Origin of the sequence: Streptomyces sp. NPDC057302 (assembly GCF_042667685.1) — a bacterium.
Classification (GTDB): Bacteria; Actinomycetota; Actinomycetes; order Streptomycetales; family Streptomycetaceae; genus Streptomyces.
Genome location: NZ_JBHUZJ010000056.1, coordinates 1 through 23,092 on the forward strand (window position 1 = coordinate 1; position 23,092 = coordinate 23,092).

At 71.2% G+C, this 23,092-nt stretch carries 17 protein-coding genes; 12 read left to right on the plus strand and 5 right to left on the minus strand.

Translation table 11 applies throughout. The annotated features are described in order from the left end of the window. Positions 1-67 precede the first annotated feature (67 nt). Genes ACFUPX_RS30390 through ACFUPX_RS30400 form a run of 3 tightly spaced genes read right to left on the minus strand, consistent with a single transcriptional unit; the run spans position 68 to position 2,796 of the window. A complete protein-coding gene (locus ACFUPX_RS30390; protein WP_383329727.1) occupies positions 68-307 on the minus strand; it encodes a hypothetical protein in 240 nt (79 codons plus the stop codon). A 20-nt stretch (positions 308-327) separates the two neighbouring features. After that, positions 328-2,559, minus strand: a complete 2,232-nt coding sequence (gene malQ, locus ACFUPX_RS30395) for a 4-alpha-glucanotransferase (RefSeq protein WP_383329730.1) — start codon at positions 2,557-2,559, stop codon at positions 328-330. Continuing rightward, positions 2,560-2,796: a hypothetical protein gene (locus ACFUPX_RS30400; protein WP_351164512.1), complete on the minus strand. Its 237-nt coding sequence runs from the start codon at positions 2,794-2,796 to the stop codon at positions 2,560-2,562. It lies immediately after the preceding gene. Positions 2,797-3,179: 383 nt separating this feature from the next. Here ACFUPX_RS30400 and ACFUPX_RS30405 point away from each other — a divergent pair, with 383 nt between their 5' ends. Then, positions 3,180-6,134 (plus strand): beta-N-acetylglucosaminidase domain-containing protein, encoded by a 2,955-nt coding sequence (locus ACFUPX_RS30405; protein WP_383329734.1) that lies wholly within the window; start codon positions 3,180-3,182, stop codon positions 6,132-6,134. Positions 6,135-6,200: 66 nt separating this feature from the next. Here ACFUPX_RS30405 and ACFUPX_RS30410 read toward each other — a convergent pair whose 3' ends face one another. Further along, entirely contained in the window at positions 6,201-6,737 is a 537-nt protein-coding gene (locus ACFUPX_RS30410; RefSeq protein ID WP_190080400.1) for an HNH endonuclease, read from the minus strand. Between the two features lie 266 nt (positions 6,738-7,003). On the opposite strand from ACFUPX_RS30410, the gene ACFUPX_RS30415 reads away from it, so the two are divergent. Continuing rightward, positions 7,004-8,083, plus strand: coding sequence for a mechanosensitive ion channel family protein (locus tag ACFUPX_RS30415; protein WP_383329738.1), 1,080 nt, complete (start codon positions 7,004-7,006; stop codon positions 8,081-8,083). 11 nt (positions 8,084-8,094) lie between these two features. Here ACFUPX_RS30415 and istB read toward each other — a convergent pair whose 3' ends face one another. Beyond that, positions 8,095-9,306: an IS21-like element helper ATPase IstB gene (gene istB / locus ACFUPX_RS30420; RefSeq protein WP_383329741.1), complete on the minus strand. Its 1,212-nt coding sequence runs from the start codon at positions 9,304-9,306 to the stop codon at positions 8,095-8,097. A 334-nt stretch (positions 9,307-9,640) separates the two neighbouring features. Here istB and ACFUPX_RS30425 point away from each other — a divergent pair, with 334 nt between their 5' ends. The 10 genes from ACFUPX_RS30425 (at position 9,641) to ACFUPX_RS30470 (ending at position 23,090) form a co-directional block, all read left to right on the plus strand. After that, entirely contained in the window at positions 9,641-10,798 is a 1,158-nt protein-coding gene (locus ACFUPX_RS30425; protein WP_383329744.1) for an ROK family protein, read from the plus strand. 74 nt (positions 10,799-10,872) lie between these two features. Then, positions 10,873-12,213: an ABC transporter substrate-binding protein gene (locus ACFUPX_RS30430; protein WP_383329747.1), complete on the plus strand. Its 1,341-nt coding sequence runs from the start codon at positions 10,873-10,875 to the stop codon at positions 12,211-12,213. Positions 12,214-12,228: 15 nt separating this feature from the next. Further along, positions 12,229-13,164, plus strand: coding sequence for a carbohydrate ABC transporter permease (locus ACFUPX_RS30435; protein ID WP_383329750.1), 936 nt, complete (start codon positions 12,229-12,231; stop codon positions 13,162-13,164). Between the two features lie 7 nt (positions 13,165-13,171). Beyond that, positions 13,172-14,077 carry a carbohydrate ABC transporter permease gene (locus ACFUPX_RS30440; protein ID WP_383329753.1) on the plus strand — a complete coding sequence of 302 codons (906 nt, stop codon included), beginning with the start codon at positions 13,172-13,174 and terminating at the stop codon, positions 14,075-14,077. Positions 14,078-14,085: 8 nt separating this feature from the next. Then, entirely contained in the window at positions 14,086-15,351 is a 1,266-nt protein-coding gene (locus ACFUPX_RS30445) for a 6-phospho-beta-glucosidase (protein WP_383329756.1), read from the plus strand. A gap of 2 nt (positions 15,352-15,353) precedes the next feature. Further along, positions 15,354-16,334, plus strand: a complete 981-nt coding sequence (locus ACFUPX_RS30450; RefSeq protein ID WP_383329850.1) for an N-acetylglucosamine kinase — start codon at positions 15,354-15,356, stop codon at positions 16,332-16,334. Between the two features lie 221 nt (positions 16,335-16,555). Continuing rightward, complete coding sequence (locus ACFUPX_RS30455) at positions 16,556-18,049, plus strand: hypothetical protein (protein ID WP_383329759.1); 1,494 nt, start codon at positions 16,556-16,558, stop codon at positions 18,047-18,049. A 17-nt stretch (positions 18,050-18,066) separates the two neighbouring features. Continuing rightward, positions 18,067-19,077 carry a glutamate ABC transporter substrate-binding protein gene (locus tag ACFUPX_RS30460; protein ID WP_383329762.1) on the plus strand — a complete coding sequence of 337 codons (1,011 nt, stop codon included), beginning with the start codon at positions 18,067-18,069 and terminating at the stop codon, positions 19,075-19,077. 39 nt (positions 19,078-19,116) lie between these two features. Next, entirely contained in the window at positions 19,117-20,436 is a 1,320-nt protein-coding gene (locus ACFUPX_RS30465) for a hypothetical protein (protein ID WP_383329765.1), read from the plus strand. After that, positions 20,433-23,090 carry a tetratricopeptide repeat protein gene (locus tag ACFUPX_RS30470; protein WP_383329768.1) on the plus strand — a complete coding sequence of 886 codons (2,658 nt, stop codon included), beginning with the start codon at positions 20,433-20,435 and terminating at the stop codon, positions 23,088-23,090. Before ACFUPX_RS30465 ends, ACFUPX_RS30470 begins: the two co-directional genes overlap by 4 nt. Positions 23,091-23,092: the final 2 nt, after the last annotated feature.

Below are 23,092 nucleotides of genomic sequence, written 5' to 3' on the forward strand. Positions count from 1 at the left end.
ACGTACACACGCGTGGTGTGTACGTCGACGAAGAGCCCCTACGGAGAACCCTGAAAGCGAAGTGGCGTCAGCCCCGCTTCTCCTGCTTGCGGGACTTGTCACCGACCATGACCAGGCCCGCGATCACCAGGAACAGCACGATGGGCGCCACGACATAGAGGCCGAGCGTCTCGACCACGCTCAGGCCGGGACCCGGATCGTCGCCGTCGTCGCGCGTGAGCGCGAGCGCGGGGGACGACATGAGCAGCATCATCAGCGTCGTACCGGAAGCCAGGGCGCCGGCGCGCAGGGCGTTCTTCTTGTCCACGGTGCCAACGTAGCGAACTGCTAAACGGGCCGCGCGCCCGGGGGTGCCGTACGGGTCCTTTCGCGTGCTTCGCGCGAGCGGAACGCGTCCATGAACACGTCCATGAACGCGTGCACGCGCGGTGCGGCGGCGAGTTCCTCCAGGGTGACGGGGCGTCCGTCGGCGTCGGCGATCGGCAGCCGCCAGTTGGGGTACTGGTCCCAGGTGCCGGGGAGGTTCTGCGGGCGGCGGTCACCGACCGTGTCCGGCAGCCATACGCCGACCATGCGGGCCGGGGTGGCCAGCAGGAAGCGGTGGACGGCGCGGATCTCCTCCTGCTCGTGCCCACCGCCGCCGGGCAGCATCCCGAGGCGGGAGAGCAGCGCGAGCCACTCGGCCACGTCGGCCGCCGCCTCGGCCTGCTCGACGGCCGCAGGCCGGGTCAACAGGCCGAGGCGGTCGCGGAGTTGGACGTGCTCGCCGGTGATGCGGGACGCGGTGGACGGCAGGTCGTGGGTGGTCGCGGTGGCCAGGCAGTCCGCGCGCCAGCTCTCGGGCGGCAGCGGCCGTCCCGTACCGGCCCAGTCGCGCTCGAACCAGAGCACGGAGGTACCGAGCACGCCGTGCCGCTGCAGGGTCTCGCGGACGCCGGGTTCCACCGTGCCGAGGTCCTCGCCGATGACGAGGGCGCCCGCGCGGTCCGCCTCCAGGGCGAGGACGGCGAGCATCGCCTCGGCGTCGTACCGGACATATGTTCCCTCGGTGGGTGCGCGGCCCTCCGGGACCCACCAGAGCCGGAAGAGCCCCATCACGTGGTCGATGCGGATCGCACCCGCATGGCGGAGCAGGGCGCGCAGGAGGCCGCGGTAGGGGGCGTACCCGGATTCGGCGAGGCGGTCGGGGCGCCAGGGCGGAAGGCCCCAGTCCTGGCCGCGCGCGTTGAACGCGTCCGGCGGCGCGCCCGCCGACATGCCCGCGGCGAAGTGCCGCTGCTGCGCCCAGGCGTCGGCTCCCGCCGGGTGCACCCCGACGGCGAGGTCGTGCACGAGGCCGATGTCCATGCCCGCGTCACGGGCGGAGCGCTGCGCGGCGGCGAGCTGGGCGTCGGTGAGCCAGGCGAGGCGGCAGTGGAAGTCGACGCGGTCCATCAACTCGCGGCGGGCGCGGGCGGACTGGGGTGAGGCGGGGTCGCGCAGGGGCGCGGGCCAGGTGTGCCAGTCGGGGCCGTACCGCTCGGCGAGCGCGTACCAAGTGGCGTGGTCCTCGAGGGCTTCGCCGTGCTCGGCGAGGAAGTCGTTGTAGGCGGCGCGGCGGCCGGGGCCGAGCGGGACCTCGTGGATCAGCTCGAGGGCCGCCAGCTTGAGCGCCCAGACCGCGTCACGGTCGATCAACTGGCCCTGCTGGAGGACGGATTCGCGCAACGCGGCGGCCCGGCGCGTGAGATGCGCGGCCACGTCGCGGGCCTCGCCGTCCAGGTGGGCGTACTCGGGAACGTCCTCGACGCGCAGGTGCACGGGGTCGGGGAAGCGGCGCGAGGACGGGCGGTACGGAGAGGGGTCGCAGTGTCCGTCCGGCGGCTTCGGAACGGCCGCGTGCAAGGGATTGATCTGCACGAATCCCGCGCCGATGGCCCGCCCGGACCAGGCGGCCAGCTCGGCGAGGTCCCCCAGGTCGCCCATGCCCCAGGAGCGGAGGGAGAGGAGGGAGTACAGCTGGACGAGTATCCCGTACGACTTCTCGCGCGGGGGCGGCAGGCGGTGCGGGGCGACGATCAAGTGGGCGGTGGCCGTCCGGCCGTCCGGGGTCTCGGCTCCAAGCCGGTGGACGCCCAGGGGCAGGTCCCGCGCCACTCCCGGCTCGGGGTTTGCGCGGCTTCGCGGGGCGTCCTCGTCCGGCGGCGTGTCCCACTCCACCCGCTCCCCGCGCTCCGTCTCCACGCACACGCGCGTGCCCGCCGGCAGCGCGGACCAGGGTGGCGGGGCCGCGCGGGGGCCTTTCTGCCACTGCACCACCGTCGGCGGCAGGAGCCGGGTGCTCAGCTCCGTCTCGCGGGCCGCGAGGGCACGCCGCACCGCCTCGGGGGTGCTCGCGTCCACGTCGAGGGCGGCCAGGGCCGCGATCACCGCGGCGTCGGTGGCCGGAACCGGTCGGTCCGGGGACGGGGAGTAAGAGGTCGCCACGCCGTGCAGTGCGGCCAGGCGGGAGAGTCCGGTGAGTCCAGGGGTGGGCCCGGTGGGTCCGGGAGTGGGTCCCCTCGCTCCGGGTGGGGCCATTTAGACCCCCATGTAGGCCAGACCCGACGCGGTGCCGGTGGAGGTGGGCTCGCTGGTCAGCGGGGCGGCGTCGGCGAGCGGAGGCTCGCTGGTCAGGGGTGCGGCGTCGGCGAGCGGGGGCTCGCTGGTCAGGGGCGGCTCAAGGCAGCCGCAGGCGCAGGATCCGTCCAGTCCCGAGTCAGGACCCGAGACCTGTTTGGAAAGAGCGGAGAGCAGGAGGTTCGCGGAAGCGGGCACGTAGGGCTCCAATGTCAGGGGGCAGGTCTTCGGCAGCCCTACCCAGTGCGCGGGATCGCAGACATATCCGTTGTATGAACGTGCGCGTACTCACATTCGTTTCTCTGAGCGGGGGTCCGGACGCAAGATCTTCCTTTTCCCCGCCCCCGTCCCTTCCCCGATCCGGCCAAGTCATTCCAGCCCCTTCGGCGATCGGGGGCGGACCCGGTCGTGTTCCGGCCATGCGCCCGGCGATGTCACGGGCAATGTCACAGGGAAGAAAACCCCCACAACACCCACGGCCGTTGACACCCGCGCCACGCGAGTGGTGGGCTCAGTGACACCCTGAGACAACAAGCGCACCACACGTGATCATCGGGCCGGGAAACAACGAGGAGAGGGCCGTGCAACTGCGGCGCAGGAAGGGCGCGGCGGCCATCGCCGTCGCCGTCATCGCGGGCGCGCTCAGTGGCGCCCCCGGCGCCGTCGCCGCCCCCGGCCTCCCCGGAAAACCCGGCACCCCGGCCACCTCCCCGGACGACGACCGGGAGAGCGACGGCACCCTCCCCCCGGTCTGGCCCCGCCCTCAGTCGATGACCGCGGCAGGGACCCGGGTCACCGTCACCGACGAGGTCGTCCTGGCCACCGGCCGGGATCCCGATCCGTACGCCATGGACGCCCTGCGCGCACTCCTGCGCGACGCGGGCGCCCGCGAGGTCGTCGAGGTCAAGGACGGCGAGCAGCTTCCCGCGGGCGGCGGCAGGCTCCTCGTCCGCGCCGACGGCGCCGGTGCCGACCAGGCCCTGCGCACCCTCGGCGCCCGCGCCCGGGGCGATCTGCCGTCCGGCGGCTACCGCATCGCGGTGGGCCGGATCGGCGGCCAGGACACCATCGCGCTGGCGGGCACGGGGCAGGACGGCCTCTTCCACGGCGTGCAGACCCTGCGCCAGCTGGTCACCAAGAGCCCCGACAGCACCCGCAAGACGGTCCCCGGAGTCCAGATCCGCGACTGGCCCGGCACCGCGGTCCGCGGCATGACCGAGGGCTTCTACGGCACCCCGTGGACCCGCGAGCAGCGCCTGGACCAGCTGGACTTCATGGGCCGCACGAAGCAGAACCGCTATCTGTACGCCCCCGGCGACGACCTCTACCGCCAGGCACGCTGGCGCGAGCCGTACCCCGCCGCCCAGCGCGCCGACTTCCGCGCCCTGGCGGAGCGGGCCAGGGCCAATCACGTGACGCTCGCCTGGGCCGTCGCCCCCGGTCAGGCCATGTGCATGTCCTCGGACAAGGACATCAAGGCCCTGAACCGCAAGATCGATGCGATGTGGGCCCTGGGCGTGCGCGCCTTCCAGCTCGGGTTCCAGGACGTCAGCTACAGCGAATGGCACTGCGAGGCGGACGCCGAGGCCTTCGGTTCGGGGCCCGACGCCGCGGCGAAGGCGCAGTCCCGCGTCGCCAACGCCGTGGCCGCGCACCTGGCCGAGCGCCACCCCGGCGCGAAGCCGCTCTCGCTGATGCCCACGGAGTACTACCAGGACGGCTCCACCGAGTACCGCGACGCCATCGCGGACCGCCTCGACCAGGGCATCGAGGTGGCGTGGACCGGCGTCGGCGTGGTCCCCAAGACCATCACGGGCCGCGAACTGGCGGGCGCCCGCAAGGCGTTCGGCTCGCACGCGCTCGTGACGATGGACAACTACCCCGTCAACGACTTCGCGCAGGACCGTATCTTCCTCGGCCCGTACACGGGCCGCGAGCCCGCCGTGGCCACCGGCTCGGCCGCCCTGCTCGGCAACGCCATGGAGCAGCCCTCCGCGTCCCGCATCCCCCTCTTCACGGCCGCCGACTACGCCTGGAACCCGCGCGCCTACCGCCCGCACGAGTCCTGGCTCGCCGCGATCGACGACCTCTCGGGCGGCGACGTCGAGGCGCGGGGCGCCCTGCGGGCCCTCGCGGGCAATGACGCCTCCTCGGTGCTCGGCGCCGACGAGTCGGCGTATCTGCGTCCGCTCATGGACGACTTCTGGCGCGCGCGTACGACGACGGACACCGCCCGCATCGAGAAGTCCGGGCAGGCCCTGCGGGACGCCTTCACCGTCATGAAGGAAGCGCCGCGGCGGCTCGCCGACAGCGACGTCGACACCGAAGTGCGGCCCTGGGTGGAGCAGTTGGCGCGCTATGGGGAGGCCGGCGAGACGGCGGTCGACATGCTGCGCGCCCAGTCCACCGGCGACGGCGCGAGCGCCTGGCGTGCCTCGCGCGCCCTGAGCGGGCTCCAGAAGGACCTGAAGGCCGGGCGGGTGACCGTCGGCAAGGGCGTCCTCGCCCCCTTCCTGACGCGCGCGCAGAAGGCGTACGGGACATGGGCGGGGCTCGACAGCGAGCAGGCGACCGACCGCGCGACGGTCCGCGCCCCCCGTGCCCGCCCCCTCACCGCGGTGACGGCGCTGACCGACCCCGGCACCAAGGGCAGCATCGAGGCCCACGTCCCCGGCGAGGGCTGGCGGCGCATCGGCGCCCTGTCCGGCACGGGCTTCACGGAGGCCAGGCCCAAGGAGAAGACCGCCCCCCGCACCGACGCCGTCCGCGTCACGCTCACCGAAGGCACCGTGCGCCACGTCGTGCCCTGGTACGCCGACTCCCCCGACGCCCGCTTCTCCCTGGCCCGCACCGAGGCCGACGCGGAGATCGGCGGCGGCCCGCAGCGGATCACGGCGAAGCTGACGTCCCTGCGCCCCGGCGACGTACGGGGCAAGGTCACCGCGAAGGCCCCCAAGGGCATCGAGGTGCGCACTCCGGAGAGGTCCACGCTGCCGCGCGGCACGCAGGTGGACGTCCCGGTCGACGTCACCGTCCCCGCGGGCACCCGCTCGGGGACGTACGAGATCCCGGTCACCTTCGACGGCCAGACCAGGACGGTCTCGGTGCGCGCCTACCCGCGCACCGGCGGACGCGACCTGGCGCGCGGCGCGAAGGCCTCGTCGTCGGGCGACGAGACGAAGGACTTCCCGGCGTCCGGGGCGAACGACGGCGACCCGAGGACCCGCTGGTCCTCACCGGTCGAGGACGGCGCCTGGTGGCAGCTGGAGCTCGCCGAGCCGGTCAGGCTGGGCCAGGTCGTGCTGCGCTGGCAGGACGCGTACGCGGCGGGCTACCGCGTGCAGACGTCCGCCGACGGCAGGACCTGGCGCACGGCGGCCACCGTGAAGGACGGCAAGGGCGGCCGCGAGGCGATCCGCATGGACGCCCGTGACACCCGTTACATCCGCGTCCAGGGCGACGAGCGGGCCACGCGCTTCGGTTACTCGCTGTGGTCGGTGGAGGCGTACGCCGTGGCAGCGGCCGCCGACGGGTGACGGCGGCCGACAGCCACGCGGTGGCCCCGTGCGGGCGGCCACGTACAACAGAGCCCGGATCGATTCCTAGGCAGAAATGCCATCGATCCGGGCCATCGCGTCGTCCGCGCCGAACGGCTGCAAGTACGGCAGCCAGCGCGGATCCCGATGCCCGGTCCCGATGATGCGCCACGCGAGGCCCGAGGGCGGCGCGGGCTTGTGACGCAGGCGCCACCCCAGCTCCAGGAGATGACGGTCCGCCTTGGTGTGGTTGCAGCGGCGGCACGACGCCACCACGTTCTCCCAGGCGTGCTGACCGCCACGGCTCTTCGGAATGACGTGGTCGACGCTGGTTGCGACGCCACCGCAGTACATGCACCGACCGCCGTCGCGGGCGAAGAGCGCCCGCCTGGTCAGAGGAACGGGCCCCCGGTAGGGGACCCGGACGAACCGCTTGAGGCGGACCACGCTGGGTGCGGGGACTGTGCGCGTCGCGCTGTGCATGAAGGCGCCGGATTCCTCGAGGCAGAGAGCCTTGTTCTCCAGGACGAGGACGAGCGCGCGGCGGAGCGGTACGACGCCCAGAGGCTCGTACGACGCGTTGAGGACCAGGACATGCGGCACGGATGCCTCCTATTACGCCGGCGGCGCGTGGCTCGCGCCGGGACGATCTGTAGCCAGTCTCCCCTCATGCCTGGTCCAAGCGCCACCATCTGCTGGTAACGGGCTCGGAGTGTTTTCGACCACACCTGTGCGTCACCCTCATCTTCCCCAGGTGAGCACTGTCTCTCCCTCGAACATCACAACGATCCACACACAATGCCCCGTTAGTGTGGTGTCTCTGCCCGGTGCATCTCCTGGGCAGACCGCTATGCCTGGAGGTACCTGCCGTGTTCCTGTCCGTCCTGTCAGCAGCCGGAACGGACCCGGACGACAAGACGACGCCGAAGTCCCCGACCTTGGAAGATGCCCAGGAGAGCGCGACGAACGCCGCGAGCTGGGTCGAGCAGAACTGGTCGGCGTGGCTGGGCATCGGGCTCCGCATCCTGCTGATCGTCGCTGTCGCCGTCGTCCTTCGCGTGGTCATCCGGCGCTCGATCACCAAGCTCATCGAGCGCATGAACCGCACGGCCCAGTCCGTGAACGGCACGGCGCTCGGCGGTCTCCTCGTGAACGTGGAGCGCCGCCGCCAGCGCTCGCAGGCCATCGGTTCGGTGCTGCGTTCGGTGGCGTCGTTCCTGATCCTGGGCACGGCCGCGCTGATGATCCTCGGCACGTTCCAGATCAACCTGGCCCCGCTGCTCGCTTCGGCGGGTGTCGCGGGTGTGGCGATCGGTTTCGGCGCCCGCAACCTCGTCACGGACTTCCTCTCCGGCGTCTTCATGATCCTGGAGGACCAGTACGGCGTGGGTGACTCCATCGACGCCGGTGTGGCCTCCGGCGAGGTCATCGAGGTCGGCCTGCGGGTCACCAAGCTGCGCGGCGACGCGGGCGAGATCTGGTACGTCCGCAACGGCGAGGTCAAGCGCATCGGCAACCTCAGCCAGGGCTGGTCCACGGCGGGCGTGGACGTCACCGTCCGCCCGGACGAGGACCTGGAGAAGGTCCAGGCGAAGCTGGTCGAGGTCGGCGAGTCCATGGCCAAGGACGAGCCGTGGAACGAGCGCCTGTGGGGCCCGGTCGAGGTGCTCGGCCTGGACAGCGTGCTGCTCGACTCGATGGTCGTACGGGTCAGTGCGAAGACGATGCCGGGCAACGCGCTCGGCGTGGAGCGCGAGCTGCGCTGGCGCATCAAGCGGGCCTTCGACGCGGCCGGCATCCGGATCGTCGGCGGTCTTCCGCTCCAGGCGACGGAGGAGGCCGCCGACCCGTCGGCGGGTGTCGCGGCGCCCTCGGCGTACGCGTCGGCCACCTCGCCCCAGTCGCTCGCGGCCTCTCCGATAGCACCGCCGCCGAACCTGGCGAAGTAGATCCGGGCGCCTCACTCCGCGAACGCGGTCGTCCCCAGAGCCATCGCCGGGCGCCGCGTCCGATAGCTGTCGGCGTCGAGGGCGACGACCTCCGCGTGGTGGGCCAGGCGGTCCACCGTCGCCGAAGCCGTCGCGGCGTCGCCGAACACCTCGCCCCAGCGGTCGAGCGCCAGGTTGCTGGTGACGATCAGCGACGCCCGCTCGTAGCGGTGCGAGACGAGCTGGAAGAGCAGGCGCGCGGCCTCGGGTTCGAAGGGCACGTAGCCGACCTCGTCCACGACGAGCACGGGGTACGCGTCCAGTCGGGCGAGCTCCTTGCGCAGCCGGCCCGCGGCCTTGGCGTCCGCGAGCCGGGCGCCCCACTCGGCGGCCGTCGCGAACAGCACCTGGTGTCCGGCCTGGCAGGCCCGTGCGCCCAGGGCGACCGCCAGGTGCGTCTTGCCCGTGCCGGGCGCACCGAGCAGCACGACGTTGGCCTTGCGGGTGACGAAGTCGACCTTGCCGAGGCGGGTGATCACCTGCGGTTCGGGCGCCCGCAGACGCCCTTCGTCGAACATCTCCAGGACCTTCCTGGACGGGAACCCGGCGGCCTCGATGCGCTCCTCGGCGCCCGTACCGACGCCCACGCCCACGCCCGCGTACGGCTCCCCCGCCTCCCCGCCGTCCCGCTGGGCCGGGATGACCGCGCCCCGCGGGTCCTCCTCCCGGTGCGCGCCGCGCGCCCTCGCCTCCTGCGCCGCCATGGGCCCGGACATGTACGCGAGGATGGCCGCCGAGGCGATGAACGCCATGTGGATGACCGTGCCCCAGAGCAGGTCGTGCCGGGGCGTGTGGTGCACGTCGACGAACATCTGGAGCAGATGCACCGACGAGATCCCCACGATGGCCGTGGCCAGCTTGACCTTCAGCACGTTGGAGTTCACGTGCGAAAGCCACTCGGGCTGGTCCCGGTGCCCCTGGAGGCCGATCCGCGAGACGAAGGTCTCGTATCCGCCGACGATCACCATGATCAGCAGATTGGCGATCATCACCACGTCGACGAGCTTCAGGACCGCGAGCATCACGTGCGTCTCGTCCGCGCGCCCGCTGACGACGTGGTGGATGAGGTGCCACAGCTCGTTGAAGAACTTGTAGACGTACACGCCCTGCGCGGCCACCAGGCCGAAGTACAGGGGTGCTTGGAGCCAACGGGTCGCGAAGAGGGAGCACCCCAGGGTGGTCATGTTCGGTGGGGATGAGGCGGAGCGGGACACCAGACCTCCAACAGCCGTGAGGCTCGTCATTCTTGTGGTCCGCGACCGACAATCTGAATTCGAGCCACCCGTTGGGATTAATAGGAATCCAGTCGGACAAGATCGACGACCTGACGACCCGACGGCTGCGGGGTCCCCGCGCCGGGCGCGGCGGGAGCACTCCGTGCAACACCGGCCCCCACCAGGTAACGACTTGGTTGCCGCGAGGCCGTTCGCTATTGACGCCCGATTCACGACGGCCGTACGGTCCTCACGAATTGGAAAGTTTCCTAACAGTTAGCCGTCACCGGGAAGCAGGTTCGTCATGGCAGCAGGCAGCACTCCGGGGACCCCGGGCACGCCGAGCGTCCTGCGCGCCATGAACGACCGGGCGGTGCTCGATCTGCTCGTCGTACACGGCCCGCTCACCCGCACCCGCATCGGCGAGCTGACCGGGCTCTCCAAGCCCACCACCTCGCAGCTGCTCGGGCGGCTGGAGGCCGCGGGTCTCGTGCACACCACCGGCAGCCTCAGCGGGCGGCCGGGACCCAACGCCCTGCTGTACGAGATCGACCCGGGCGCCGCCCATGTCGCCGCGCTGTCCGCCGACCCGAACGGGATCACGGCGCTGGTCGCCGACATCACCGGTACGGTCCTCGGCCAGGCCCGCGTCGAGGCGCACGCCGTGGCCGAGGACGTGCGCCACCGCACGGCGCAACTGGTCGCGGAGGCCGTCGACGGGGCGCTGCGCCAAGCGGGTCTGGGCCACGACGATCTGCGGGCCGCGGTGATCGGCACCCCCGGCGCCATCGATCCGCACACCGGTGCGCTGCGGTACGCCCCGCATCTGCCGGGCTGGCACTCCCGGACGCTGCGCGACGATCTCGCCGCCGTCCTCGGCACGCCCGTCGTCATCGAGAACGACGTGAATCTGGCCGCCGTCGCCGAGCAGTACGAGGGCGCCGCCCAGGACAACGACAACTACGTGCTGACCTGGCTCGACGAAGGCGTCGGCGCCGCGATCGTGCTCGGCGGCAACCTGCTGCGCGGCGCGACCGGCGGGGCGGGCGAGATCGGCTACATGCCGCTGCCGGGCGCTCCCCTGGCGCGCGGCGGCTCGGGGGACGGCGGCGGCTTCGAGAGCCTCGTCTCCGCGTACGTCGTGCGTGAACTCACCGGCGGCGGGGCGACGTTGGCCGAGGTCATGGCCGACGACGCCGCGCTCGGCGAGGTCGCCCGGCGCATCGCCACCGGAATCGCCGCGGTCGTCGCCGTCGTCGACCCCGAACTCGTCGTGCTCTCCGGCTCGGTGGCGCAGGCGGGCGGCGACAAGCTGCGCGTCAAGGTCGAGGAGGAGCTGACCGGGCTCGCACTGCCGCGCCCGCAGATCCGCATCAGTGAACTCGACGGCGACCCGATCCTCACCGGCGCCCTGCGCTCGGCGCTCACCCAGGCCCGCGACCAGGTCTTCGACACGGCCTGAACGCCCTGCCCCTGCGCATCCCCCGCTTCCCCGCACCTCACTTCCCCGCCCCTCCCCCGTAAAGGAAGTCCGCCATGCCGCGATGGCGCATACCCACCTGCGCGTCCGCGGCGCTCGCCGCAGCCGGCCTCTTGCTCTCCGGCTGCGCCAATCCGAGCGTCGGCAGCGCGAACGACGACCCGACCAAGCCGGTCACCCTGAAGTTCTGGCACGGCTGGTCGACGCCCGGCGAGGTCAAGGCCGTCAACGACAGCATCGACCGCTTCGAGAAGCTGCACCCGAACATCAAGGTGAAGGCCACCGGGAACGTCTCCGACGAGACCGTGAACCAGGCCCTGCGGGCGGGCGGCGACAAGGCGCCCGACGTGGTGTCCTCCTTCACCACCAACAACGTGGGCCAGTACTGCGACTCCGGGATGTGGGCGGACCTCGATCCGTTCATGGCGAAGACGGGCCTGGACAAGCGCAAGGTGTTCCCCAAGACCCTGCTCGACTACACGAGTTACCGGGGCAACCAGTGCGCCCTGCCGCTGCTCGCGGACGCCTTCGGGATGTACTACAACAAGGACGCCTACAAGAAGGCGGGCATCGAGCGGCCGCCGCGCACGATGTCCGAGTTCAAGGAAGTCTCCAAGAAGCTGACCATCCGCAGCGGCAGGAACTCGTACAAGCAGGTCGGGTACCTCCCCAACTTCCGCTTCTACCAGAACAGTCCGGACCGGCTCTTCGCGCAGTGGGGCCCCCGGTACTTCGACGCCAAGGGCGACTCACGTCTCGCCGACGACCCGTCGACGTACAAGTTCTTCAAGACCGCTCGTCAACTCGCGGCCGTCCAGGGCGGGTTCGACGACCTGGAGCGGTTCCGGCTGACCTTCGGCGACGAGATGTCCAACCAGAACGCCTTCCTGACCGGCAAGGTGGCCATGCACCTGGACGGTGAGTGGCGCGGCCTGATGCTGGACGAGGCGAAGGCGAAGTTCGACTGGGGCGTGGCGCCGCTGCCCGTCCCCGACGACCAGGCCGACACCTACGGGCGCGGCTTCATCACCGGCACCGTCGCCGGGATCGCGCACAGCAGCAAGCACCAGAACGCCGCGTGGGAGCTGGTGCGGTTCCTGACCGCGGACACCAAGCAGGTCGTGAACTTCGCGAACGCCATCCACAACGTGCCCTCCACGTTCGCGGCGCTCAAGTCGCCCGACCTGGACGCCGATCCGACCTTCCGGACCTTCTTCGGCATCCTTCAGAACAAGCACAGCAAGGCCCTGCCGCCCTCCGTCAACGGCGGCGCGTACGTCGTCTCGCTCGGCGACTTCTCGTACGGCGTCGAGGCCGGGCGCACGGGCAATCTGCGCGAGCGCCTGAAGAAGCTGGACGAGCAGATCGACGCCGACACCCTCCAGTCGAAGAGCTGAGCTGAGGACCCCGCCATGGCACTTTCCCTCTCCAACCCCGCGCGCCGCAGACTGCGCACGCTCGGTTTCCTCTCCCCCTGGCTGGTCGGCTTCAGCGTCTTCTTCGCGTATCCGCTGATCGCCACCGTCTACTTCTCGTTCATGCACTACAACCAGATCAAGGAGCCCACCTTCGTGGGCCTGCGGAACTGGAAGTACGTGTTCGAGCAGATGCCCCTGTTCGGTCCCGCCCTGTGGAACACCCTGTGGCTGGTCGTGATCATGGTGGCCGTGCGGGTGGTCTTCGGGCTCTCGCTCGGGCTGCTCATCACGAAGATCAAGACGGGCGCCGGCTTCTTCCGCACCGCCTTCTACATCCCCTACCTCGCGCCGCCGGTGGCCGCCACCGTCGCCTTCGTCTTCCTGCTCAACCCCGGCACGGGTCCGGTGAACGAGATCCTCGAAGCGGTCGGGATCTCCGGGCCCAACTGGTTCAACGACCCGGACACCGCCAAGCCCTCGCTCGTGCTGCTCTCCCTGTGGGGCATCGGCGACCTGATGGTGATCTTCATGGCGTCGCTGCTCGACGTGCCCCAGGAGCAGTACGAGGCCGCGGAGCTCGACGGCGCGGGGGCGTGGTCCAAGTTCCGCTACGTGACCTGGCCCGCGATCACGCCGATCGTGATGTTCGCGGTGGTCACGGGCGTCGTGCAGACCATGCAGTACTACACGCAGGCCCTGGTCGCGGGAAAGGTCGCCTCCGGCGTCAACATCGGCCCCGGTTCGGTGATCCAGCCCGGCTACCCCGACCACTCGACCCTCACGGTCCCCCAGCTCGTCTACTCGATGGGCTTCCAGAACTTCAACACCGGTGCCGCGTGCGTGCTCTCGCTCGTGCTCTTCGCCATCGCCATGGCCGTCACGCTGCTCCTGATGCGCAAGCGCTCCGGACTGCTCGCGGCGGAGGACTGAGGATTCCATGACCACCACGACTCTCGACGCCCCTCCCGCGCCCGAACGCACCGCCCCGGCACGGGGCCCCGCCGCCGCCCGCGCCCGCCGCAAGCGCGTCCTGCACTGGATCGCCGTGCACAGCGTGGCGATAGCCGTCGCGCTGCTCTTCGTCCTGCCGTTCGTCTTCGTCTTCCTGACGTCGGTGATGAGCGACTCGCAGGCCATGAGCGGCGACCTGTGGCCCGACGCCTGGCACTGGTCCAACTACAAGGAAGTCTTCGAGACGCCCGGCTTCCTGGACTGGTGGCGCAACTCGCTCATGTACGCGGGTCTTGGCACCCTCTTCACCGTCTGCTCGGCGATCCCCGTCGCGTACGCGCTCGCCAAGTTCCGCTTCCGCGGCCGGCGCACCGCGATGCTGCTCGTCATCTCGACGATGATGCTGCCGCCGCAGGTCATCGTGATCCCGATGTATCTGGTGTGGGCCCAGCAGTTCCACCTGTCGGGCACCCTGTGGCCGCTGATCATCCCGATGGCGTTCGGCGACGCGTACTCGATCTTCCTGCTCCGTCAGTTCCTCCTGACGATCCCCAAGGAGTACATCGAGTCGGCGAAGGTCGACGGCTGCGGCGAGTTCCGTACGATGATCAAGATCGTGGTGCCGATGGCGAAGCCCGGAATCACCGCCATCGCGCTCTTCCAGTTCTTCTACTGCTGGAACGACTACTTCGGACCGCAGATCTACGCGGCACAGAACCCCGGCGCCTGGACACTGAGTTACGGCCTCGAATCCTTCAAGAGCGCCCACGCGGTCAACTGGAACATGACCATGGCCGCGACGCTGCTCGTCATGGCGCCCGTCATCCTCGTTTTCTTCTTCGCACAAAAGGCCTTCGTAGAAGGCGTCACCCTCACCGGAGTAAAGGGCTGAGAACCGATATGAAGCTCGCAGTGGTCGGCGGAGGGTCGACCTACACACCCGAACTCATCGACGGATTCGCGCGGTTGAGGGACAGCCTGCCGATCGAGGAACTGGTCCTGGTCGATCCCGCCGCGGACCGTCTCGAACTGGTCGGCGGGCTCGCCCGCCGCATCTTCGCCAAGCAGGGGCACCCGGGCCGCATCATCACCACGTCGGACGTGGACGCGGGCGTCGCGGACGCCGACGCCGTCCTGCTCCAGCTGCGCGTCGGCGGGCAGGCGGCCCGCAAGCAGGACGAGACGTGGCCCCTGGAGTGCGGCTGCGTCGGCCAGGAGACCACCGGGGCGGGCGGCCTCGCCAAGGCCCTGCGCACCGTGCCGGTCGTCCTGGACATCGCCGAGCGCGTACGCCGTACCAATCCCAACGCCTGGATCATCGACTTCACCAACCCGGTGGGCATCGTCACCCGGGCCCTGCTCCAGGCGGGCCACAAGGCCGTCGGCCTGTGCAACGTGGCGATCGGCTTCCAGCGGAAGTTCGCCCGGCTGCTCGACGTAGCGCCGGGCGAGGTGCACCTCGATCACGTGGGGCTCAACCACCTGACGTGGGAGACGGGCGTACGTCTCGGGGGCCCCGGCGGCGACGACATCCTGCCCAGGCTGCTCGCCGAGCACGGGGACGCGGTCGCCGCCGACCTGCGTATGCCGCGCGGACTCGTCGACCGGCTCGGCGTCGTGCCCTCGTACTACCTGCGCTACTTCTACCAGCACGACGCCGTCGTCGAGGAGCTGCGGACCAAGCCCTCGCGCGCGGCGGAAGTGGCCGAGATGGAGCGCGAGTTGCTGGCGATGTACGGCGACCCGACGCTCGACGAGAAGCCGGAGCTGCTCGCCAAGCGCGGCGGCGCCTTCTACTCCGAGGCGGCCGTGGACCTCGCCGCGTCGCTGCTCGGCAACGGCGGCAGCCCCTGCCAGGTGGTGAACACCGTCAACAACGGGACGCTGCCGTTCCTGCCGGACGACGCCGTCATCGAGGTGCAGGCCACGGTCGACGGCAAGGGCGCCAAGCCCCTGTCCGTACCGAAGCTCGACCCGCTGTTCGCCGGTCTGATCGCGAACGTCACCGGGTACGAGGACCTGGCCCTCCAGGCGGCGCTGCACGGTGGCCGCGACCGCGTCTTCAAGGCGCTGCTCGCCCATCCGCTCGTCGGCCAGTACACGTACGCGGAGCAGCTCACCGATCGGCTGATCGCGCACAACCGGGAGCACTTGGCGTGGGCGTAGGCATGAGCGTGCTCGCGATCGACGCGGGCAACAGCAAGACCGACGTCGCGGTGGTCGCGGCCGACGGCGAGGTCGTCGGCTCGGCACGCGGCGGCGGGTTCCAGCCGCCCCAGGTGGGCGTCGAGGCCGCGATGGACGTCCTTCAGGAGGCGGTGACGCGGGCCCTGGCGGAGGCGGGGGTCGCATCGGTGGGGCATGTGTCCGCCTGCCTCGCCAACGCGGACCTCCCGGTGGAGGAGCGGGAGTTGGCCGCCGCCCTGCGCAGGCGCGCGTGGGGTCCCTCGGTGGACGTGCGCAACGACACGTTCGCCATCCTGCGGGCCGGACTCCTGGAGGACGCCGAGCCGCGGGGGGTCGCCGTGGTGTGCGGCGCGGGCATCAACTGCGTGGGCATGCTGCCCGACGGGCGCACCGCGCGCTTCCCCGCGATCGGCCGGATATCGGGCGACTGGGGCGGCGGGGGCGGCCTGGCCGAGGAGGCGCTCTGGTACGCGGCGCGGGCCGAGGACGGCCGCGGCGATCCGACCGCACTGCGCGAGGCACTGCCCGCGCACTTCGGCCTGCCCTCCATGTACGCGCTGATAGAGGCGCTGCACCTGGGCGCCATCGCTCCGGTACGGCGGCACGAGCTGACGCCGGTGCTCTTCGCCACGGCGGCGGCGGGCGACCCGGTGGCGCGCTCCCTCGTGGACCGGATGGCCGACGAGGTCGTGGCCATGTCGACCGTGGCCCTTGACCGCCTCGACCTGCTCGGCGAGGTGGCCCCCGTCCTGCTGGGCGGCAGTGTCCTCGCCGCCCGCCACCCGCAACTGGACGACCGGGTGCGCATGTTGCTCGCCGAGCGGGCGCCCAAGGCGGTGGCCCGGGTGGTCGTCGCCCGTCCCGTGCTCGGCGCGGCGCTGCTCGGCCTGGACCAGGTGGGGGCGCCCACCGAGGTGCACGCGCGCGTGCGGGGGCAGTACGAGAGCGGCGCGGGGGCCTGAAGCGGCCGAGTTCATCGGCCCGGCCGGGAACCGAACCGCACTGGATCGCGTATTCAAGGGCAGGGGTGGCGTGCGATCTTCGCGTGTCCGGACAGGGGGTCCGGACACGATGATCGGAACAAGATCCAGTCAATGCCTGTGCGAATGTCAGTCCCTGCGGCGATACTTGCGGCCGTGCACTTCTTCCCGCACCGCGCACGCTGGGCGGAAGTGAACGTCCGATGACCAAGGGGGAGGTCGAGGTCGAGGTGACATACCCGCCGAACGGCAGCGCCGCGCCGCCGGGACAGGCAGCGCCGACGATGCCCACCGTCCCGCCTCAGGCGGGGCCGGGCTCCGCAGCACCCGCACAGAGCCCGCAGGCCGCCGCGCCGCCCCGCCGCCCCGCGTGGATCGAGGGCCGGGACCGGCTGCGCGCCGCGGCGACGACGGAACCGGGCAAGCTGCGCATCATCGGCGCCCTCCTCGCGCTGCTCGTCGTCGCGTTCGGCGCGGTGACCACCTGGCAGATGACCGACCGCTCGGACGCGGCGAGCAGCGTCCTGAACCGCAGCCAGCCGCTGAGCGACGACGCGGCGGCCATCTACCGCTCCCTCGCGGACGCCAACACGGCCGCATCGAGCGGCTTCCTGGCCGGCGGTCAGGAACCCGCCGACGTGCGCAAGCGGTACAAGGACGACATCGACCGCGCCTCCGAGAAGCTGGCGAACGCCGCGTCGAACGCGGGCTCGGGCTCGTCGGCCGCCGAATCGGTGAGCAAGCTGAACAAGCTGCTCCCGGAGTACACCGGCCTGATCGAGCGCGCCCGCGCGAGCAACCGCCAGGGCCTGCCGCTCGGCGGCGCCTATCTGCGGTACGCGAACGACAAGATGCAGACCCAGATGCTCCCGGCCGCCGAGAAGCTCTACACCGCGGAGAAGCAGCGGCTGAACGCGGACTACGAAGACGCGAAGCCCTACCCCTGGTTCGCCATCGCCCTCGGACTGCTCGCGCTCGGCGCCCTGTTCTGGGCCCAGCGCCGCAACTACCGCAGGACGAACCGCGTGTTGAACCACGGCCTGGTCGCCGCGACCGCCGCGGCCACGGTCGTCCTGCTCTGGCTCATCGCGGGGCACACCCTCGCGCGCTCCGGGCTCAACGACTCGTACGACCACGGCGTGCAGTCCCTGAACGTCCTGAACGACGCCCGCATCAGCTCGCTCAAGGCCCGCAGCAACGAGAACCTGACCCTGGTCAGCCGCGGCGCCGAGACCGTCGAGGTCGGCGCCAAGAAGGAAATCAAGGACAAGTTCGACGTCGACTACCAAGCGCAGATGAAGCAGCTCGGCAGCGCCGACAGCGGACTGCTCGGCAAGGCCGCGGCCATCGCCGACGACGCGTCGGGCAAGAACCCCGTGAAGGCTGCCGCGAAGAACGTGGGGGTCTGGAAGGACCGCCACAAGACCGCGCGGGACAGCGACGACGCGGGTGACTACAAGGGCGCGCTGGCCAAGGTCGTCGGCGACAAGAGCGACGAGCCCACCGGCGAGTGCTTCGACAATGTCGACGACGCACTCGAAGTAGCCCTCACGCATGAGCGGGGCGAGTTCGAGCAGGCGGCCAAGGACGGCAAGGGGGCCATGAGCGGCCTCCCGGAGGGTGCCGCCCTGCTCGCGGTGCTCGCCGCCGCGGGCGCCGTGCTCGGCGTCGGCCGCAGGCTGTCGGAGTACAGGTGAGAGGGGGCGAGCGGACGATGCGTACGCGAGGAACGGCGAGGCTGCGCGGCTGGGGCGGAGCTGCCGCCATGGCGGTGGCCTGCACGCTCACCGGCTCCCTCGTCCTGGTGCTGCCGCAGGCCGGCGGCGCCGACAAGTCCGACGAGGGGGCGGGCCAGGTCACGCAGGGGTCCGCCGCGGCCGCTCCCGCGCGCGCCGAGGAGTGCGAGAGCCCGGAGGCGAGCCTGTCGCCCGCCGACAAGGACGGCCCGACGATAGAGGCCATCCGCGCCCGCAAGGTCAAGAAGCTCATCGTCGGCGTCGACCAGAACAGCTACCGCTGGGGTTACCGCGACCCGAACAAGGAAACGGCGACCCTCGAAGGCTTCGACATCGACCTGGCGCACAAGATCGCCGAGGAGATCCTCGGCGACCGCGACGCCGTGCTATTCCGCGCCATCCCCACCAACCAGCGCGTCAAGGCGATACAGACCGGCCAGGTCGACATGGTCGTGCGGACCATGACGATCACCTGCGAGCGCGAGAAGGACGTCTCCTTCTCCACCGCCTACTTCAAGACCGGCCAGCAGGTCCTCGCCCCCAAGTCGTCGGACATCACCGGATTCGACGACACACTGGACGGCAAGAAGGTCTGCTCCGCGAAGGGTTCCACGGCACTCGCCAAGCTGGGCGAGCTCAAGAAGAAGGGCCTCGATGCCGACATCGGTACTACGGTCCCCAACCAACTCGACTGCCTGGTAAGGCTCCAGCTCGGTGAGGTGGACGCCGTCGTGACCGACAGCGCGCTCGCCGCGAGCCAGGCGGCGCAGGACCCGACGATCGAACTCAAGGGCGACGCACCGCTCAACACCGAGTACTACGGCGTGGCGATGAAGAAGCCGGAGAAGGGCGCGGACGACCTGGTGCGGCGGGTCAACCAGGTCCTGGAGGACTATCGCAAGAGCGGCTGGCAGAAGTCGTACGACAAGTGGCTGAAGCCGGGCCTCGGCGAATCGGCGGGACCGCCCGCACCGAAGTACAGCGACTGAGCCGGACGTGCACAGCAACGCAGAGCGGAGAGGTGATCGATGAGCGTCGCGGGACCCCCTGGTCCTGTGATGGACCGGGACGAGGTGGACCGTGCGCTGGCGCGGCTCGACGCCGAGCACGAGGCGATCGAGACCTCACTCCTCGCCCTTCAGGATCACGCGGGCCGCAGACTCCTCGAAGGTGCCGGACTCACCGGCACCACACAGGAGCGCTGGCTGGCCACCGAACAGCAGATCACCCTCCTCTGGGCGTACTTCGACGCGTACGCCGCCGCCTTGCGCACGGCGCACGAGACGAGGGCACGCAGACGCTGGCCCAACAGGGACGACCTGGTGGAGCTGACCGAGCTGCTGCGCGGTGAGAGCGTCACCGTCGCCGGCGGCGCCGCCCCCGCGCCGTCGGCCTCGATCACCGGACCCGCCAAGCTCACCGAACGCTTCACCCTCATCGAACTCGTCGCCCGGATGAACGACCTGTACGCGCACTCGCTCGACATGGTCGTCGCCGCCGACGCGGTCTGGTCCGCGCTGCCCGCCCGGATAGACCTCCTGGCCGCCGAGCTGCACCGCACCCGTCAGCTCGCGCACTCCGTGGGAGTGCGTCCCGGCGAGCATCCGGCGGGCGACGACCTGGAGCGCATCACGGCGGAGCTGACGCTCCTGCGCGAGCAGGTGATCTCCGACCCGCTGGCCTTCTGGCAGCCCGCGAAGGGCAGTTCGGCCCCGGGCGGCGGCCGTCCGCACACCGATCGGTACGACCGTGAGGCGCGCGCCCTGGAGGACGTACGCCGGGAGATCGACGCGGTGCTCACCGTCCGGCAGGACGCGGAGCTGCGGCTCGGCAGGCTGCGTGACGTGCTCTCGCGCGCGGACCGCACCCTGGCCGAGGCACGCTCCGCGCGCGGCGAGGTCCTCGCCAAGATCGCGGCGTCCGAGGTGCCCGCCGTCAGCGGCCCGTCGACCGCGCTGCAGGAGCAGCTGGCCATGGCGTCCGACTACCGAAGGCACGCCCAGTGGCACCGCCTCTCCCCGCTCCTGGAGTCCCTGGAGGAGAAGGCCGAGGACGAACTGATGCGCGCCCGCGAGTCGTTGACGGCCGTCACCCAGCCGCTGGCGATACGCGCGGAGCTGCGCGGCCGTCTTGACGCGTACAAGGCGAAGGTCGCCAGGCTCGGCCACGCGGAGGACCCGCTCCTGGTCGAGCGGTACGACGCGGCGCGCCGGATGCTGTGGAGCGCGCCCTGCGATCTGCGCGTCGCCGAACAGGCGGTGCTGCGCTTCCAGCAGGCTGCCGCCGAAGTCCTTGCACCGAGGGTGCCGCAACAGGGCGGTCCCACCGACCGGAGGGGGGAAGCATGAGTGAGCAGCGGAAGTGTCAGCGACCCGGATGCACAGGGTCGTACGAGGACGTGGGCGGCGGCGAGCTGTACTGCGACACCTGCGGCCTGGCCCCGGTCGTCTCGCCGACCGGCATGGTGTCCTCGCCTCCGACCGGCATCACCGGCGGCGGCAAGGGGTCGAGCAGCAGCTCCCGGTCCAGTTCGCGCGCCTCCTCGCGCTCGTCGCGCTCGTCGAGGTCGCAGTCCTCGCGCCGTTCGGTGTCGGGGCGGCTCTCGCGCTCGCTGTCCGGCAGTTCGACGTCCCGCTCGGTCTCGGTGCGCAGCTCCGGCTCCGGCGCCGCCTCGTCGGCCCGCAGCAGGCTGGGCATCGGCCTGGTGCAGGTGCCCGAGGTGCCGCGCCCCGATCCGCGCAAGGCGGTGCAGGAGAACCCCGAGGTTCCCGAGCGGAAGCGTTTCTGCTCGCGCTCGGACTGCGGGGCGCCGGTGGGCCGTGCGCGCGGTGAGCGGCCGGGGCGCACGGAGGGGTTCTGCACCAAGTGCGGCCATCCGTACTCGTTCGTGCCGAAGCTGGACACCGGCGACATCGTGCACGGTCAGTACGAGGTCATGGGCTGTCTGGCGCACGGCGGGCTGGGCTGGGTCTATCTCGCCGTCGACCGCGCGGTCTCCGACCGCTGGGTGGTCCTCAAGGGCCTGCTCGACACGGGCGACCAGGACGCGATGGCCGCCGCGATCTCCGAGCGCCGCTTCCTCGCCGAGATCGAGCACAGCAACATCGTGCGCATCTACAACTTCGTCGAGCACCTCGACCAGCGCACGGGCTCCATGGACGGCTACATCGTCATGGAGTACGTGGGCGGCAAGTCGCTCAAGGAGATCGCCAACGAGCGCCGCACACCGCAGGGCAAGCGCGACCCGCTGCCCGTGGAGCAGGCCTGCGCGTTCGGCATCGAGGCCCTGGAGGCCCTCGGCCATCTGCACAGCCGCAATCTCCTGTACTGCGACTTCAAGGTCGACAACGCGATCCAGACCGAGGACCAGCTCAAGCTGATCGACATGGGCGCGGTCCGCCGCATGGACGACGACGAGTCGGCGATCTACGGAACGGTCGGCTACCAAGGCCCCGAAGTCGCCGAGCTCGGCCCGTCGGTGGCCTCCGACCTGTACACGGTAGCGCGCACCCTGGCCGTGCTGACCTTCGACTTCCAGGGCTACACGAACATCTTCGTGGACTCCCTGCCGGACCCGGACAACATCGAGGTCTTTCGCACGTACGAGTCGTTCTACCGCCTCCTCGTGCGCGCCACCGACCCCGACCCGGCCCGCAGGTTCGCCTCGGCGCAGGAGATGGCGGAGCAGCTCACGGGCGTCCTGCGGGAGGTCGTGGCCCTCCAGACGGGACGGCCACGCCCCGCGCTCTCCACGCTGTTCGGGCCCGAGGTGAAGGTCACGGACACCGAGCTGTTCGCCGAACTGACCGGTGACGTATCGCAGTTCGGCGTACGGGTGCTGCCCACGGGCCGCCGCAAGGGCCGACCCGAACTGGCGGCGGGCAACGGGCAGGGACAGCACCAGAGTCAGGGCCAGGTCCAGGTCCCGGGCCAGGTCCCGGGCCAGCCGAACGGCACCCCCGCGATCGCGCCCCCGCCGGTACCCCCGGCCGCCCCGCCCGCCCGGATCGTCCGCTCGCTCGACGCCCCCGGCACGGCACTGGCCCTGCCGGTACCGCGCGTCGACCCGAACGACCCGAACGCCGGGTTCCTCGCGGGGCTCATGGCCTCCGCTCCCGCCGAGCTGATCACCGCGTTGCGGGCCGCGCCCGCCGACTCCGTGGAGCTGCGCCTGCGCGGGCTGCGGGCCCGCCTTGCCATGGGTGAACTGGACGCCGCGGCCCAGGCGTTGACCGAGCTTGAGATACAGCATCCGGACGACTGGCGGGTGGTCTGGTACCGCGGGGTGGCCGCACTGGCGACCGGCGACCACGAGAACGCGGCGCTGTCCTTCGACGCCGTGTACGACGCGTTCCCCGGCGAACCCGCGCCCAAGCTGGCCCTGGGCGTCTGCGCGGAGGTCCTGGAGCAGCTGGACAACGCGGCCGAGTACTACCGCCTCGTGTGGGCCACCGACCCGAGCTATGTCAGCGCGGCGTTCGGCCTGGCCCGCGTACAGCTCGCGTCGGACGACCGGCGCGGCGCCGTGCGCACCCTGGAGTCGGTGCCCGAGGCCTCGATCCACTACACGGCGGCCCGCGTGGCCGCGGTGCGGGCGCGGCTGCGCCACCGTATGACGTCGGACACCGCGCCGTCGCCCGGCGGTTCCTTGCCCGACTTCCTGGACGAGCTGACGGCAGCGGCGGGCCAGGTGGACGCCCTCGCGGGCTTCGGCCTGGACGCCGTGCGCCGCGAGCGACTCTCCACCGAGGTCCTCGGCACCGCGTTGGACTGGGTACTCTCCGGTAGGCACTCTGGTCACGCCACCGCCCCGCCGGCAGCACCCGCTGCACCGGTGGGCGGCTCGCGGACCGTGCTGCTCGGCAGCGACCTGGACGAGCGCGGCCTCAGGTTCGGCCTGGAGCGCTCGTACCGAACGCTTGCCCGGCTCGCACAGGGTGGCGAGGAAAGGATCGAACTGGTGGAACGGGCCAACCGTTTCCGCCCTCGGACGTGGGTGTGAAG